Annotated in this window: 17 protein-coding genes and 3 pseudogenes; 15 read left to right on the forward strand and 5 right to left on the reverse strand. The window is 41.2% G+C overall.

Going from position 1 to position 15,688, the window contains the following annotated elements:
- Nucleotide 1 precedes the first annotated feature (1 nt).
- Nucleotides 2–2,431: a type I restriction-modification system subunit M gene (locus tag ACIH2S_RS13380; protein ID WP_430247574.1), complete on the reverse strand. Its 2,430-nt coding sequence runs from the start codon at nt 2,429–2,431 to the stop codon at nt 2–4.
- 113 nt (nt 2,432–2,544) lie between these two features.
- Complete coding sequence (locus ACIH2S_RS13385; protein ID WP_430247576.1) at nt 2,545–3,402, reverse strand: WYL domain-containing protein; 858 nt, start codon at nt 3,400–3,402, stop codon at nt 2,545–2,547.
- 359 nt (nt 3,403–3,761) lie between these two features.
- Here ACIH2S_RS13385 and ACIH2S_RS13390 point away from each other — a divergent pair.
- From ACIH2S_RS13390 to ACIH2S_RS13420, 7 genes and pseudogenes are all read left to right on the forward strand, one after another.
- Nucleotides 3,762–4,050: pseudogene (locus tag ACIH2S_RS13390) on the forward strand (transposase); the annotation flags it as partial.
- 404 nt (nt 4,051–4,454) lie between these two features.
- Entirely contained in the window at nt 4,455–5,327 is an 873-nt protein-coding gene (locus ACIH2S_RS13395; RefSeq protein WP_430247578.1) for a GTPase family protein, read from the forward strand.
- Nucleotides 5,328–5,418: 91 nt separating this feature from the next.
- Nucleotides 5,419–5,844 carry an antirestriction protein gene (locus ACIH2S_RS13400; RefSeq protein WP_154631727.1) on the forward strand — a complete coding sequence of 142 codons (426 nt, stop codon included), beginning with the start codon at nt 5,419–5,421 and terminating at the stop codon, nt 5,842–5,844.
- 240 nt (nt 5,845–6,084) lie between these two features.
- On the forward strand, nt 6,085–6,519 hold the full coding sequence (locus ACIH2S_RS13405) for an antirestriction protein (RefSeq protein WP_006814844.1): 435 nt from the start codon (nt 6,085–6,087) through the stop codon (nt 6,517–6,519).
- Between the two features lie 101 nt (nt 6,520–6,620).
- Nucleotides 6,621–7,442 carry a DUF932 domain-containing protein gene (locus ACIH2S_RS13410; RefSeq protein WP_430247580.1) on the forward strand — a complete coding sequence of 274 codons (822 nt, stop codon included), beginning with the start codon at nt 6,621–6,623 and terminating at the stop codon, nt 7,440–7,442.
- A gap of 17 nt (nt 7,443–7,459) precedes the next feature.
- The gene (locus ACIH2S_RS13415; RefSeq protein WP_430247581.1) at nt 7,460–7,942 is read left to right on the forward strand and encodes a JAB domain-containing protein; all 483 of its coding nucleotides are present in this window, start codon (nt 7,460–7,462) and stop codon (nt 7,940–7,942) included.
- A gap of 8 nt (nt 7,943–7,950) precedes the next feature.
- Nucleotides 7,951–8,172: a DUF987 family protein gene (locus ACIH2S_RS13420; RefSeq protein WP_036941096.1), complete on the forward strand. Its 222-nt coding sequence runs from the start codon at nt 7,951–7,953 to the stop codon at nt 8,170–8,172.
- Nucleotides 8,173–8,288: 116 nt separating this feature from the next.
- Here ACIH2S_RS13420 and ACIH2S_RS13425 read toward each other — a convergent pair.
- A pseudogene (locus tag ACIH2S_RS13425) lies at nt 8,289–8,432 on the reverse strand (IS1 family transposase); the annotation flags it as partial.
- A gap of 490 nt (nt 8,433–8,922) precedes the next feature.
- On the opposite strand from ACIH2S_RS13425, the gene ACIH2S_RS13430 reads away from it, so the two are divergent.
- From ACIH2S_RS13430 to ACIH2S_RS13450, 5 genes are all read left to right on the forward strand, one after another.
- Nucleotides 8,923–9,657 (forward strand): outer membrane protein, encoded by a 735-nt coding sequence (locus tag ACIH2S_RS13430; protein ID WP_222669523.1) that lies wholly within the window; start codon nt 8,923–8,925, stop codon nt 9,655–9,657.
- 93 nt (nt 9,658–9,750) lie between these two features.
- Nucleotides 9,751–10,071 carry a hypothetical protein gene (locus ACIH2S_RS13435; RefSeq protein WP_072063290.1) on the forward strand — a complete coding sequence of 107 codons (321 nt, stop codon included), beginning with the start codon at nt 9,751–9,753 and terminating at the stop codon, nt 10,069–10,071.
- Nucleotides 10,072–10,168: 97 nt separating this feature from the next.
- Complete coding sequence (locus tag ACIH2S_RS13440; RefSeq protein ID WP_237585619.1) at nt 10,169–10,381, forward strand: hypothetical protein; 213 nt, start codon at nt 10,169–10,171, stop codon at nt 10,379–10,381.
- Nucleotides 10,382–10,840: a hypothetical protein gene (locus ACIH2S_RS13445; protein ID WP_161729466.1), complete on the forward strand. Its 459-nt coding sequence runs from the start codon at nt 10,382–10,384 to the stop codon at nt 10,838–10,840.
- Nucleotides 10,841–11,504: 664 nt separating this feature from the next.
- Nucleotides 11,505–12,089, forward strand: a complete 585-nt coding sequence (locus ACIH2S_RS13450) for an antirestriction protein ArdA (protein ID WP_239407434.1) — start codon at nt 11,505–11,507, stop codon at nt 12,087–12,089.
- Nucleotides 12,090–12,507: 418 nt separating this feature from the next.
- On the opposite strand, the gene ACIH2S_RS13455 is transcribed toward ACIH2S_RS13450, so the two are convergent.
- Complete coding sequence (locus ACIH2S_RS13455; RefSeq protein ID WP_239407435.1) at nt 12,508–12,645, reverse strand: hypothetical protein; 138 nt, start codon at nt 12,643–12,645, stop codon at nt 12,508–12,510.
- 486 nt (nt 12,646–13,131) lie between these two features.
- On the opposite strand from ACIH2S_RS13455, the pseudogene ACIH2S_RS13460 reads away from it, so the two are divergent.
- The 3 genes and pseudogenes from ACIH2S_RS13460 to ACIH2S_RS13470 all read left to right on the forward strand — a co-directional run.
- Nucleotides 13,132–13,395, forward strand: a pseudogene (locus ACIH2S_RS13460) (IS110 family transposase); the annotation flags it as partial.
- Nucleotides 13,396–14,081: 686 nt separating this feature from the next.
- Nucleotides 14,082–14,306, forward strand: coding sequence for a hypothetical protein (locus ACIH2S_RS13465; protein ID WP_230086673.1), 225 nt, complete (start codon nt 14,082–14,084; stop codon nt 14,304–14,306).
- A 245-nt stretch (nt 14,307–14,551) separates the two neighbouring features.
- On the forward strand, nt 14,552–14,860 hold the full coding sequence (locus ACIH2S_RS13470) for a helix-turn-helix domain-containing protein (RefSeq protein ID WP_430247584.1): 309 nt from the start codon (nt 14,552–14,554) through the stop codon (nt 14,858–14,860).
- 204 nt (nt 14,861–15,064) lie between these two features.
- Here ACIH2S_RS13470 and ACIH2S_RS13475 read toward each other — a convergent pair whose 3' ends face one another.
- Nucleotides 15,065–15,682, reverse strand: a complete 618-nt coding sequence (locus tag ACIH2S_RS13475; RefSeq protein ID WP_154638881.1) for a fimbrial protein — start codon at nt 15,680–15,682, stop codon at nt 15,065–15,067.
- Nucleotides 15,683–15,688: the final 6 nt, after the last annotated feature.

Raw genomic sequence — 15,688 nt, forward strand, 5'->3', positions numbered from 1 at the left:
CTTACCCCTGAACCTTTTTTACTTCCGCACCAAGAATCTGCGCAATCAAACCTTCGGCTTTTTGTTCTAGGTTGATGATGTCGGTTGCGACCTCTTCTAAACTACGCAGCGGTTTATGACGGTAGAAATACTTATTGAAGCTGATTTCATAGCCAATTTTTACCGTATCTAGGTTTATCCATGCTTCATCGACATGAGGCTTCACTTCATCTAGGAAGTACTGGTAAATGCTTTGCTTTAATGGAACAGATTCTGTATCTCGCAGGTCTGAATTGGTCTCGTAAGTGATATACTCGCCTTTTTTACCGCCTTCTGCTGAAGGAACGGGGTAATAACCAAAATCTGGCAAGTCAGCGACTTCACACTCATAGCGCTCCAGCAGGTCGTTTAATTTATCACCCGTTAATTTAACTACCTTTTTAACCACTTTCTTGGCGGTTTCGTCATACCAGCTCACCGCGTGAAGAATGGCATTTTTCTCAGGTGCTGAAAGCTTAATAGCATGGGCTTTTAGCGATTTATCAACTTGGGTTTTAAAGCTATTGAAGTCATCAAATTCAATGCTACCGATGTCAGCCATCAGCGTTTGTGCAGTTTCAAGCAATGCTTTTAGCGCCAGCCAGTGTTTCACATCAAGCAGTTTGGCCTTAGCCTTAGCATTGAGACTGATGTCGTTATCTTCACACCAAGAAAGAATGTCTTTCTCGATGGATTTTAAGAAGCTCTTTTTCTGATCTGACCCGTAGCCAGTTTTTTCGTAAACACGTTCGCCGTGCTCTGCGTACACGTACTCCATCACTTCACTAAGTTGCTTATCAAAACGCAGTGGGGCTATGGCATCTTGAGTAAACTTGGCTTTGCGGCGATCTGGGCGCTCGATAGTGACTTTGTAGTAGCCAAAATCGTCATTGCTGAATACCTTACTGGCGATGCCAACAGGATCATTGTTTGCATCCAGTGCTCTTTCAACATCCTTACACGCGAGGTAAGTATCGGTAATTTCCGTGATGTGCTCAGGCGCAAATTCGCAGTTTTTGTTACCTAAGTTCTTGCGCAACTTACGGTAGAGCAAGCTGGCATCAATTAATTGCACCTTACCTTTACGCGCCTCAGGTTTATTGTTGTTCAACACCCAAATGTAAGTGGTAATGCCAGTGTTATAGAACAGGTTATTAGGTAACTGAACGATGGCATCTAGCATGTCGTTTTCAATGATGAAGCGACGAATATTACTTTCGCCACCGCCCGCATCACCGGTAAAGAGCGATGAGCCGTTATGAACAGAGGCAATCCGGCTGCCTAATGGACTTACGCTCGGATCTTTCATCTTGTTGACCATCTCCATTAAGAAAAGCAGCTGGCCATCACTCGAACGTGGCGTGGCATCCACCACTTCGAGATTTCCCCAATAGTCTTTCAGGCTAACCTTAAAACGCGGGTCAATCACATCACTGCCGTCTTTAATATACTTCTGTTCAGACGCCCAACTCTTACCGTATGGCGGGTTAGACAACATAAAGTCAAAGCGTGAAGCCGCAAACTCGTCGGTAGACAAGGTTGAGCCTACTTTGATGTTCTCAGGGTTGTTACCTTTGATCATCATGTCCGATTTACAAATCGCGTAGGTCTCGTCATTGATCTCTTTGCCGTAAAGATACACATCACGGTTATTACCAAGACTTGGATATTTTTCTTCAATAAATTTCTGAGATTCAGTCAACATACCTCCGCTACCACACGCAGGGTCGTAAACGGTCATGGTCAATGGTAGCTGCTCTTTCACTGGGTCAAAAACCAAGTGTGTCATCAGCTCAATCACTTCCCTAGGTGTAAAGTGCTCACCGGCTTCTTCGTTGTTTTCTTCGTTGAACTTACGGATCAACTCTTCGAACACGTACCCCATACCCAGGTTAGTAAGAGCTGGCATCTTGTTGCCATCTGGGTCTTCGACCGTTTCATGAGTTAAGTTGATGTAAGGGGAAACAAACTTTTCGACGACATCAAGAAGGACTTGCTTTGAGGCCATGTGACGAATTTGCGACTTGAGGTTAAAGCATTCAATGATTTCTTTAACATTATCGCTAAAGCCAAGCAGGTACTCTTCAAAGTTGGCGAGTAATATCTGTTGGTTATTCGTTGCGGTGTTGAACAGGGATTTCAGGGTCCATTTAGATGTATTGTAAAAAACATAACCACTAGCCGCCTTCAATGGTTCATCATCAAGCTCCGTGGCTTGCATCTCTTCTTTTTGGAACTTGACCTCTTCAAGCACGGCTTCTTTGGTGGGTTCAAGTAACGTATCTAAACGTCGTAATACCACCATAGGTAAAATCACATCGCGGTACTTACCGCGAACGTACACATCACGTAAACAGTCGTCGGCAATGTTCCAAATAAATGAGATGAGCTTGTTATGTACACTATGATCCATTTTCTTTTCCTGTTCAGTGTTGGTTGCACCCCACAAAGTTGCTGCAACGGCTTCACTATAAATTTAAAATTCTGTTCTTTCTGTAACGCCTAAATGGCCGCTACATCGTTCGATTAACTTGTTCTACCCGGCGCTAGATTTAAGTTTATGACACCATAAAGTGCCTGGCTGTTACGCAACCAAAGCTGATACTCAAAGCCCATTAATGAGTGTTCTGTAGAACAATCCACATGCCATTGGCGAAGCAAATAGCCAGCGGTAGCCGCTCTAATCTCAACTTTCATCACGCCACCCGTCATGCCATAGTCTAGCTCAATCGCTTCGCTGTGCTCAATACGAGGATGCGGCACTAACTCTAGCTCTACAAATCGGTTCCATTGCCGGTCTTGGGGTTCGAGCTCCGTTTCAGACAGCGTGGAATCGTCAAGCACAATAGCTGCTTTAATTCGAGTCAGTACAAAGTCTCTGAACTCACTATGCTCGCGGTCAAAACCACGAACATGCCAACGCAGGCCATTGTCCACCAGCGTATGCGGCACAATTTCACGTATTGTTTCACCGCTCGATAACGACACATAGGTGATACGCAAGGCTTTGCCTTTATGGATGGCCTCGGTAACTTTCGCCACTATCGATAAACTCGGCTTGTTAAGGTGATAAGGCGCTTCACACGCAAAAGGCGGTTTTATCTTGCCAGTAAAGCCATCTCCGAATCCTTGGCTAATCGTCGCCAATGTTCGAACGACGTCGTAGTCGAACAAGGGCTCAAATGCTTCACCTCGCTTATGCAGCTTGAGCTTTTGGTCATACTCAATGTTACCTGGTGCAAGCACTCTGTATAGAGTGAAATCTTTCGTTGCTTGTGTAGCAGCTATGCTGAAGCGATTGACTAAATCTGCCCGTACCGCTTCACCCTTAAACAATAAGGTGAAATCGATGTGAGCAATGCGATCCCGGATTGCTTGTGGCAACTGTGCTATCTCCGAAAGCCTATCTGACTTCGCCCCTACCGTTTGTTTCAGCCCATCATTTGTCATGCGTCTTGTTTATCCCATTCAAGCAATGTCTTAATACTCTGTTTATCAAGTCATGACTGGCATCGCATAATAACATTAAACTGATCCGCTCAACGCGGTTATTCATCCACAATGACTCAATCATCTCTACGGGCTGAAGCTAGACTGAGGGATATAAAACACGGAATAGGCTCCAACCTAATTAATTTTATTAGGCATTATCCTATCATAAATTATTTTGTAAGGAAGACTAAAAACCTACCGCAGAAGGGATTGTCAGAATGTCGTAACGGGCAATTTCTGAAGGTGAAAATATGACAGGTAGCAGATTACGGATCAGCGATGAACTCTGAAAAAAATAGCACTGCTTATTCCTGAGCACAAAACTAATCATCCGCTCGGCACTCACCGTAAACGAGTTGATAACCGTGCTGCCATGAATGCCATATTCTTTGTGCTCAGGACTAGCGACTAGAGGAACGCCCTGAATGCCACGGGATATGTTCTTCGAGGTCTACACATCGGCGCTTCCTTGAATGACGTGATACCGGTGTCTTTGAACGCTTTTGGCAGAACGGTTTGCTTGCATGTAAACAGCTGGACGGTAGGCTCTAAGTATATGCTACAGCTGCTACATGTAGCAGCTGTAGCAGGTTACCAATTTTTATTTCACAAGCATCAATGAAAAAATTTATTCATCATCAATCTTATTTACTATATTCAAATCCCCCCCCACAATTTGGTGATATATTCAATCTGTTGAGTAACCTTAGTTAAGCGTATACCCCCCATCGCTGACTATCTTCATTGAGCAAGCAGGAGTATTGATTATTCCATTTGATAAAGAATTAGGTAGCTAAAGAGATCCCTGATAGAAAGAACATGTAGATAATCTAGTGTAAGCGACTCATGATATATTTAATAAGAGCAACTCAGTATTACAAAAAATCTCAGATATATATTATCTCCTTGAATAGCTATCATTTTCTTTTATTTCAAGGAGTAATATGCATCAGAACGCTCACTTTAAAACCCTCCTATCGACTCTACCGACTTCATTCCAAACCTCTTTTTTCAACCAACTCAGTCACCTAATCAACTACTCTCCCATCATCGGTTTGATGGGTAAAACGGGAGCGGGAAAATCCAGTCTGATCAATGCACTGTTTCAATCGTCATTATCACCTGTGAGTGATGTTTCAGGCTGCACACGCCAAGCCCAACGCTTCAGCATGACGATGAACAACCATACTCTCACTTTTGTAGATTTACCCGGCGTGGGGGAAAGCCTTGAGCGGGATAAAGAGTACCACCAGCTCTATCGCAACTTATTACTAGAATTCGATTTAATCATTTGGGTACTCAAGGCCGATGACCGAGCATGGTCTTCTGATGAACAGTGCTATCGCTTTCTCACGCAGAAATGCGGTTACCAACCTAATCAATTTCTATTTGTCTTGAACCAAGCCGATAAAATAGAGCCTTGTCGCCAGTGGGATGAATACAAGCATCAACCATCCTCAGAGCAGGCCTATAACTTAAAATTAAAGCAACAAGCCGTCATAACCGCCTTTAAGCCGCATCACCCTGTGATGACGGTTTCTGCGACAGAAGGTTTTCAACTCACTGAATTAGCTGAGCAACTCATACAGGCGTTACCGGCGCAAGCCAGTAGCGGAGTAGCTAGGCAACTGAACACCCCTTACCGGACGCAATCGGTGGAGAACGCCGCCCGTAACGATTTTGGTCAATGTGTCAGTGATATTGTGGATACCTTAATCAATATCATTCCCTTGCCACCATTGATAAGAAGTACGATTAGCACCGTTAAAAACAGTATCGTATCCGTCGCTAAATCCCTGTGGAGCCTGTTCTTTTAACCTCTTACATTACCCCATTAATTATCACTCTCAGCGTCAGTCCTTAACAGGATTGGCGCTTTTTTATTTCTTTTTCTTGGAGTATCAACTGATGAATAATTCAACTGAATGTGCAATTACAATGACACTCGTTCCCGATGAGCAACGCCTGGATTTTTGGAGCAACCACTTCGGGAGCGTGAAAGGCTGGACCACCTTTGAAGTGGTCATATTTACCACTATGGGACAGTTTTGTGAGGACTACCACGGCGGGTATTGGGAATATTGTACCTTATCCAATGGTGGCGCCTTTATTTATCCCGATTTACCTCAAGAGACACTGACGCTGTTCAACCCACATAACGGTAACGAAGCCAACGTCAGTTGTGAAGCCGCAGGCATTGCCGTGTGTTTGATGATGTACAGTTTATGGTCATTTCAAACGGAAAGTGACATCCTCGTCGATCGCTTTTATCAATTGCGTGATTATGCGGCGCAACACCCAGAACGTTCCGCCATATTCCATCTAATCGATTAACCACGTCCTTATTTACGCCTTCGTATTATCTGATTCATTATAAAAGCATTATCAGACTAACCCATTAATTAACTTACATTTATTTTTATATCTATATTATTTTAGTGAATCAATCATCAGAATGAGTCACTAAAAATGATACTCAATATACCTATCATTTCTAGAAAGCTCTGCACCGCAAGGTGTAGGGCTTTTTTGCTTATTACTGTCTATCAATATCGACTGAATTGGAGTTCTATTATGTTTACCTTACAAGAGCAAGAATCAACTGTTATCAAAACCAACCTCGTCAATTCCCGTGGTCGTAGTACCTTCTGGCGTTTCTATTTCAGCACAGTACCTGATTGGCAGCGTTTAGAAGGCGATATCTTTAATCTGATGGATAAGATGTGTGAGGTCTATCATGGAGCCTTCTGGGAGTTCAGTATGCTGTCTAATGGCGGCGCATTTATCTGGCCTGATATGCTCGAACCCTCCCTGCAAATGTTTAACCCGCATAACGGAAATGAAGCCGAGTTAAGCCCGGAGGCAGCTGGTATTGCAGTCTGTCTAATGGTGTATAGCATCTGGTCGTTTAAAACCGAGAGTTCTGTGCTGGTAGAGTATTTTTACCAACTTCGTGACTATGCGATGCAACATCCCGAGCAAGCACAAATCTTTCACCTAATTGACTAAGTTAGTGATAACGCTTTAATACAGCGTCCACCAGCTTATCACCTCACTTATTTCCTTTATCTTATTTTAATTTATCAGTGTTATCACTGAGGAGAACCCCTATGTCTCGTTTAGCTTCTCGCTTTGGTGCGGCAAATAGCATTCGCCGTGACCGCCCGTTAACCATTGAAGAGTTATTTCGCACCGTACCCAGTGTGTTTTCAGAAGAAAAGCATGAATCTCGTAGCGAAAAGTACACGTATATTCCTACGATTACCTTACTCGATAGTTTACAGAAAGAAGGTTTTTATCCGTTCTTTGCATGCCAAACTCGTGTGCGAGATGACAGCCGTCGTGATCATACTAAGCATATGTTACGGCTCCGACGTCATGACCAAATTACGGGTAGCCAAGTGCCTGAAATCATCTTACTTAATAGCCATGATGGCTCATCGAGTTATCAGATGTTACCGGGGATGTTCCGATTCGTTTGTCAGAATGGCTTAATTTGCGGACAAACCTTTGGTGAGGTGCGTGTACCGCATAAAGGTGATGTGGTGGAAAAAGTGATTGAAGGAGCTTATGAAGTGTTAGGGCTATTTGAACGCATGGATGAGCAACGTGATGCCATGCAGTCCCTATTATTACCGCCACCAGCCCAACACATCTTTGCTCAATCTGCTCTCACATATCGTTATGGTGAAGCGCATCAACCTGTGACCGAAGCGCAAGTATTACAGCCACGCCGTGTAGAAGATAAGAAGGACGATCTTTGGACGGTGTACCAACGTTTGCAAGAAAATTTAATTAAAGGGGGATTATCAGGCAGAAATGCGAAAGGTAAACGCGCTCGCACGCGTTCAGTGAATGGGATTGATGGTGATGTGAAGCTTAACCGAGCCTTGTGGGTGATGGCTGAAAATATGCTTCAACTAGCCTCGTAATGATGGAGATATTAACGATGGAGAGTATCAATACTTATACGAATACCTTAACACTGCTTCCTAATGAACAACGTACTATCAAACGTGCGTTGAGCATACTGGATAAGTATCTGCGTGAACCGGGTATTGCTTTTACATCAACGCAAAATGTGAGGGATTGGTTACGGCTAAAAATGTCAGCATTAGAGCGTGAAGCGTTTATTGTGCTCTACTTGAATCAACAAAATCAGTTGATAAGCAGTGAAACCCTGTTTGCTGGCTCGATTAGCAGCACACAAGTTTATCCTCGTGAAGTCGTCAAACGAGCACTTCATTTTAATGCTGCTGCCGTTATCTTTGCACACAACCATCCGTCAGGCGATATCACGCCAAGCCAAGCGGATAAATCTATCACGCAACAATTAATAAAAGCATTGCAGCTAATTGAAGTACGAGTACTTGACCATCTGAGCATCGGTGGTCAGCAAATCTTCTCTTTCGCTGAGCATGGCTTAGTATGAGGTGAACCATGAATATCATCCGTAAATCCGCAGCAATGAAGATCCATCAGCAACATTTAGGCTCTCGCCTTGCTCGTTATTGTGCAGGAAAGTATAAATGGGTTGGTAATAGCGAGCATTATATTGGTAAGGAGGTGCCAGATTGTCGTGGCGTGTTAGCTGTTTACGTTGAACGTCGCCAAGACAGAGATGGCCCTTATGCGTGTGTCATGTGTGTGACATTGAATTGAATAAGTACTGATCACTTTGAGTTTATCCTATATTGGATGGATAAATTAAGCCTACTTCCACTTTGATTAGTATTTTTATAAAAAATGGGTCACGCATCCAAAGGGTTGATGGCATTTCAAACGTAATACTCTCGCTCAATGAAAGTCCCAATGATCTTGTCATGCATGCCAGATGATTTTGAATACCCTAACGTCTTGCGATTAAGTCGTTTCAATCGGTTACGCAACGTCAGATTTTCACGCTCGATTCGCTGGAGAAAAAAGACTGGATTCGATGGAATACATCAAACCATTGGGTCTTAACGGAGTTCGGTTTTCATATCGATAACATGAGTAAACGGCGTTGCTTATAAAGCGTTAGCGCTAACATAAAGACTTATCCCGTATTTTGGTACTTGATAATATCGAGCATACCAACCTATTCAATAAAGGAGAGCATTCTTTAAACATCATTTTATTCCTGTCCATTTTGACTCACTCTCTCATCAACGCTTTTTCTTATTTAAGCACCAAAACAACAATTGATCGATTACGCCGATCGATAACCGTTTATTGATAGTTATGATCGATATTACCGATCGTATTTTAATTATTGATAGGTAAAACAGATCGATTAAGTTAAACTGTCTCACGCTAAATTATCTTTATGTCAGTGATATTAAGGTGATTGAGTCAAATCTTTCATGCCTTCCACTGACATAACGCGATTCAACCATACTTAATGTGATATTGATTAAAAGGAAATCAATCATGAAAAAAGCGTTTATTGTTCCCGCCCTGATGGGGTGCATTTCATTACCGGCATTCGCGAATACGGATGACAGTAAAACGGGGCTTTATGTCACGGGTAAAATGGGCGCATCCATTGTGCAAATGTCTGGTCAGCAGTTTGTCTACAGCGGCTATGCTGATGCCGGTGATAATGGTACAAAAAATGGAGATAGCCATCGTACTGGCGTATTTGGCGGTGGACTTGCGTTAGGTTATGACTTTTCCAATCAGTTTGATATCCCTGTTCGCGCTGAATTGGAATTTATGGCGCGTGATAAAGCGAATTCAACCTACAACATCCGCGACCGTGTGCGTAATGGCGTACATCAAACTCGTGATATTAAAAACCAAATCAAACTCAATACGTTAATGGTCAATGGGTACTACGACATTAAAAATAGCTCAAATTTCACGCCGTATATCTCTGTAGGGCTAGGCTATGCGGCCGTGGATTTTAAAACCACCCGTGCTGATGCTTATACCCCAGGACTCTCTCTGCATGATACTCACACGCATACCGCCAATAACTTTGCCTGGAGTATCGGTGCGGGGGTGAACTATGCCATCAATGACGATTGGGATATGGGGCTAAGTTATCGCTATTTAGATGCTGGAAAAGCCGACATCACGACAGCGGTAGGCGATGGGGAAAACACCTCAAAAATCAAAGTGAAGGCCAATGACATCATGCTTGGTTTGACTTACCGATTCTAATACCTGGCATTCAGCCTTATAGATTACCCTCAACTTACCTAGCCAACATGCCTTTTTGATGTTGGCTATTTTACATCCTAAAAAGGCGGTTACATGAACTCATCTTATTTTATTAAATACCTGCTAATTGCTTTTGTCATTAGCGCAATTGTCGTTGTTTATAATTGGATTTCGCCTACCGGTCATATCTACGGTATTTGGGCGGGGATTAAGTTTTTCGTTGTCATGGGATTAGGCACCGGAGTGGGCATGTTTATCGGTAATGCTATACGACTCGCGATTATGCCAGATTACATCACAACACGCGAAGGTGCGATAGGGCTGATACAAGCCAAGCTCTTTTGGGCTATCGGCCCTCAAATCATTGGCTGGTTTGTCGGGCTGATCCCTGTGTACTCTTTCTTTTATGGCTGAATATCCAATGAAAAATCGCAACCTATTTCGTTTATATCTGCTTATTGTAAGCTTATTCCTGATAACCAGTTGTTCAGAGTCGCCCAAAGAGGTTTTTATGCATCAATGTGTTAACAACAGTAATACCTTTAATAAACAGGAATGTGAATGCGCATTCACTCTTCTGACTAAAAAATTCCCTGAAGACAAACTCGCCCAATTTATGACATCAAAAATCAATACGGCACAATCATTAACGGAAGAACAACGCCAATATCTCGGTTATTCCGCCAAAGCGCTTCAATATTGTTCTCGATATCGTAGAGGTTAAATGATGATGAAAAAAATACTATTAGCCTGTGTTCTCATGAGCGGCTCACTAAGTGCATTCGCTATCCCCAATTATTGGTCGGCAACCTTCGCACAAGGCTATATGGAGTACGGCATCAGTAATGATAAACATCTCAGTGTTATTCTTGCCTGTAATATTGCTGCTGATGAGGAATATGATAATGGCGTTTATCTTTATCAAGATGGACATCCTATCGATACAAACAATCTCGCCTTTGTTATTGACGATGAAGTCTATTACATTCCGGAGGAAACCAAAACGCGTAGTGAAGGTAATGCCTGGACTCTCTTTACGCAAGCGATAACAAAAGCGGACTCATTTGCAGTGTACGCCAATGATAAACCGATTGGTCAGTTTACCCCCAATCCCAAAAACAGGGCAAAAATTTTTGCCGACTTTGATTGTAATGCCGTATTTTATCGCGATATTGCCCGCTGATCCCCCTTCTATTTTGTTTATCGGCCCATCAAAATTGGGCCATTTTTCATTGATATCAATCATCTCGTTCATTATTATTTCAAGAGTTCAAATAAACAGGTCTCCATATGGATCCCTGTCCTTTTCGAGATCATATTCTCAAAAAAGAGACCATTTTGGTGCTCGGCAAATACCATTTTAAAAGCTGAGGGCACAATTGAGGGTATAAATTAAACAGAACTAAATTAATCACTTTAACTATATGATGTTATGATGAAAAGTCGATTCCCAATCCGCCACCTTTATTTCTACAGTGGCATCCTCAAGTCAAATAAACTCCTTTATATTCCTTGTATTATCACTCATATAACTTCACCGAACTCAGCACCTGACAGATACAGACTTCCAAACCTAAAGACAAAGAGTATAAGCTCTCTGATGAGCGAAGACTTTACCTTTTCGTTAAACATAATGGCACTCGTTAGTGACGAATGAAATATCACTTCGCAGGTAGAAAGTGTTCAGAATTCTGTGTCACTTTATTTTAATAATTTACGATCTATTTGTATTTGCCCCTATATTTCCAGACATTTCATATCAATCTCTTTTACTTAAAGAAAAATAGCTCTCTTTCTCAAAATATCCCCATCAATTAAACTCAATACATCAATAATAGGACATGAATATGCACATGACAGCAACGGCTTCCCCATGCCTAAAATCAGGGATTATCTCTGTTTTTATTACGAATTTAGGAAAATATAACGAAGGCGAACTGGTCGGTGAGTGGCTTGAGCTTCCGGCAACATCAAAAGAAATAGAACACTGTTTAATGCGGATTGGCATTGATGGTATTCACTATGAAGAGTATTTCTTGACCGACTATGAATCCTCAATTGATGACCTTTCGTCCTACATTTCAGAATATAGCCTTTTAGATGAGTTAAACGAGTTAGCCACACAATTAGCCATGTTATCGCCTGATGAAATTGACCTTTATCAGGCGGCAATTGAAATCGGAGCTTCAGCGAGTTCAATTCATGATTTAATTCATTTAGCGGATAACTTGGATTCTTTCCAGCAATTAGCGGGGGTCAATAATGAATATGACTTAGGTTATTACTGGATAGAAGAAAGTGGTTGTTATGATTTAGCACAACTTGGGCATTTATCCCATTACTTTGACTATGAACGCTATGGACGTAATGTTTGCCTTGAACAAGGAGGAATTTTTCACAGTGGAGGATATGTTTATCATATAAGTGGGTAGATAGGGTAACAGAATGAGAGTCAAGCTGCTTTCATCCCTTAAGGCGGGAAATAAAGAATGTCGTGGTACCCCAATGAAATCCATAAGCTAGAACGTTAATCAAACTAAACTCTATTTTAAGCCATCTTTACGGATATCCGTGAAGATGGCTATTATGGTATTCTTTTTTTATTTAATTCAAACCATTACATGGATATTTATCTTACTGTGATGACAAATGCACTAGTAGAAGCAAGATAGCCACATATTGGCTTTCAACATAACACCCTATGCACCATACCCCTTGGCGTAAGTAGAATGGACAAGTGTTAATCAGGTGGCCTTGCGCACATTGCAGTTTCAGCTTTTGGTTGTCCTCTTCCGGGTTAAGCCATACACCACCCTAGACCGCCACGATTTGGGCTATTTTGGCCTTAAGCTATTCAGAATAGGCTTGGATACTTTGCCCCACATTACTGGGCCAATGCACAATCACAGCAAGAAAAGCATGCTGTTGTTCCGGCGGCGCATGACGCAGAGCAAAACCCGCTTTTTCGGGTAATTTAATGAATGTCATTAGTTACCTGCTAATCATATCATCGTGACTCGTTATCTTATTAGTCAACTTAACCGATATTTTCATTATTGGCCGACGTTTGATGTTAAGTCGTTGGTTGAAAATATTGTGTATAAATTAACATTGTCTTCTCTTTTAAAACACCGTGAGTCACCTCCGGCTTAAAAGGACTTTTAGCGAAAATCTCACCACTGCATAACATGATGTTAAACCCCGCAATCTCAGCTAGCTCATCATGAGAAAGGCAATAAACCATCCGACCTGATTGACTCCATACCATCGCACCGGAGCACATACAACAGAGCTCACAACTGGTATACAGCGTGTACTCAGATAAATTCATGATTTTATGTAATGAACGCATCCCATCTAACTTGACTAGGTGCACAAAAGATGAGCAGTAAGGTGCGGAGCCTCATAGATTTCCGGCATCATAGTGCCCGATACGGGATGCATAAAGCTCCCTCAGACTGGAAACTCCACAACATGAAATATACACCGATTGGCGTTGATATCGCAAAGCATTTGATCCAAGTTCACTTCATTAATGAATATACAGGTGAAGTGTTTGATAAACAGATCCGTTGTCAGGATTTTCTGACGTTCTTTAGTAACCGGGAACCTTGCCTGATTGGCATGAAGGCCCGTGGAGGCTCACAGCACTGGGTGCGTGAGTTGAAAAAACAGGGTCATGAAGTGCGATTATTGCAAGGCCGTTTTGTAAAAGCATTCGTCATGTGTCACCGATCATATCAGTATCAGACCCTATTAATCGCTGATACTGATAAACATTAACGCTTAAAAAAGGGTGAATACTGAAAGGTTGCTCTGGTGGCCAGCGTGATGACAAAGACAGGTAAAACCGGGACTCATTAAACCTGAATGATTTTTTGAGCTTGAAGCTCGCAGAGGAAATGAGGTGTGAGTCAGCGAATTACATAGGGGCTCGCAGCTTTATGGCTGCAAAAAATCGGATATAAAGCTGCAACCTACCCGTCAATGTCAAAACAATGAATGCTGTTGCAAACGGGATGCGTTCATATAATAAATCATGATTAAATACGTATTCATTTTCATGACTTTTTGCCTCAATTTTACCGCGAGCGCCTTTAACACGAATGTATTTGATACCGCCATCGATAAAAGTGGTTTTACACCAATGTGTAATAACCAAGCGATTGCCGATAAGGATTGTCGTGTTGATGATTACCTCGAGGGACGTTATGTCGTCACGAGCACAGTGAATCTGGGCGCTAAATGCGCCTTTGTGATTGCCGAAGTGATTGATAGTCAAACCAACTATTTAGTACATCAACTGGCGATTGTGAAGACGGCCCTCTCGATACCTATTACCGCTTATCCCGTATTAACAAAAAAGTGTGGCTGGATGCTTACAGTCAAGGAAAACACATTGACCATGTGGAGGTTATCTTTCAATGAAAAATCGCACATTAAACAGCCTTCCTTTCGTGGGAATTATTGCTGTCGTCACGTTGGGAATTTATTACGGCGAACAAACTAAACCAACTTATCGAGATTGTGTTGAGCTCAGCTCATCTCCTGCCAATATGCTTCAGATTTATGAGCAACCTGATAGAACGTCCAAGTCTATCAACTATCAGCCCTCATCAGGAAAAGAACGATTCTGGGTCGCTGAATGAACAGCTGATGAACAATGGATGCTATTGGATGATCTCCATTCATGAAAATACCCACTCACTATTACATATGTAAATTATCAGCACCTGATGATTCCAACTAAAAAAATCACTCATTCTCTATCAGACATACACAAATTAAATATTGTCGACATTGAAATTAATTGTTTTTTTAATATTTTATATATTGTATAATTTTATTATGCATTAACATTCACTATAATCACTTTATCAATCGAGGGTGTCACATGGACATTCATTGTTTTATTGGAATCAAGATAAAAGCAAGGCGAAAAGAATTAGGACTCTCGGGTGCTAATTTAGCCAAAATATTAAATATTAGCCAACAGCAAATATCTCGCTATGAAAAAGGAATCAACAAAATACCTTTAAATAATCTAGTTAGTATAGCTGTCGCCTTAAAGTGCCCTATAGACTGGTTCTTTCAAGACTATATTTCTGATGAGTATCATTCAATTCAAGATACTAATATGGATATCAAAAATCAAGAGTTAAAATATACAGCAGAAAGCATTATCGTCCATAATAAAATATAATTTAATATTTCATTTAAAATTATCATGGTTTTCATTACTCTTTTTGCACCATACAGTCATACCCTCAAAATTTGAAATAAAATATAAAAATAACATAGCAAATTGAACGCTATGTTATTTTTATATTTTATTTTATTATCTAACAATAAAAAACACTCCTAACTATACATTAGAAGTGTTTTATTTATTTTAAATGAAATATTTTTAATTATACTGTACTTCATAAGTGGCATAACTTGCCATTAAACCTGTTGTCACCGTTTTAGGGGATCCTGTTGTATACCCGATATAATATTCAAATATAGCATCCTTATTATCGGAAACTTTAGGAATGACTTTAAGCTGAGCAGGATCAGCAGGCACAATCTTATTATCTGCATCTAACGTTGTATTATTATTAATCGATAGTGCAAAATTAATATTTTGAGCTCCATCTGCTAACATATTTTTTAGCAACCCTGATGTTTCAAAATTAGTTTTAGGTACCAAGTAACCATTTGACCACGCTACACTAATTTTATTTAAATCAGCATCAACGACTTCACCATTATGACTAATCGATTGGCACTGTGATAGTTTAATGGTAAACATTTTAGACTTCATATAAGCCCCGCCTTCACTATTATGAATTTCAAATAATGAAATGGGAGCTAGATAAATATTCGCATCACTACCTTGATCGTTAACTGAAATCTCACAAGAAATATCAACGACTTTCCCTGCGAAATTGACCAGACCTTCATCATAATTTGCTTCCAACGCAGCCGTAGCATTTGCACAGCTCAACACAGACAGGAGCATTATTAGTAACCAGTTTTTCATTAGGTA

This window comes from Providencia lanzhouensis (assembly GCF_050469745.1).
In the GTDB taxonomy this organism is placed as follows: Bacteria; Pseudomonadota; Gammaproteobacteria; order Enterobacterales; family Enterobacteriaceae; genus Providencia; species Providencia lanzhouensis.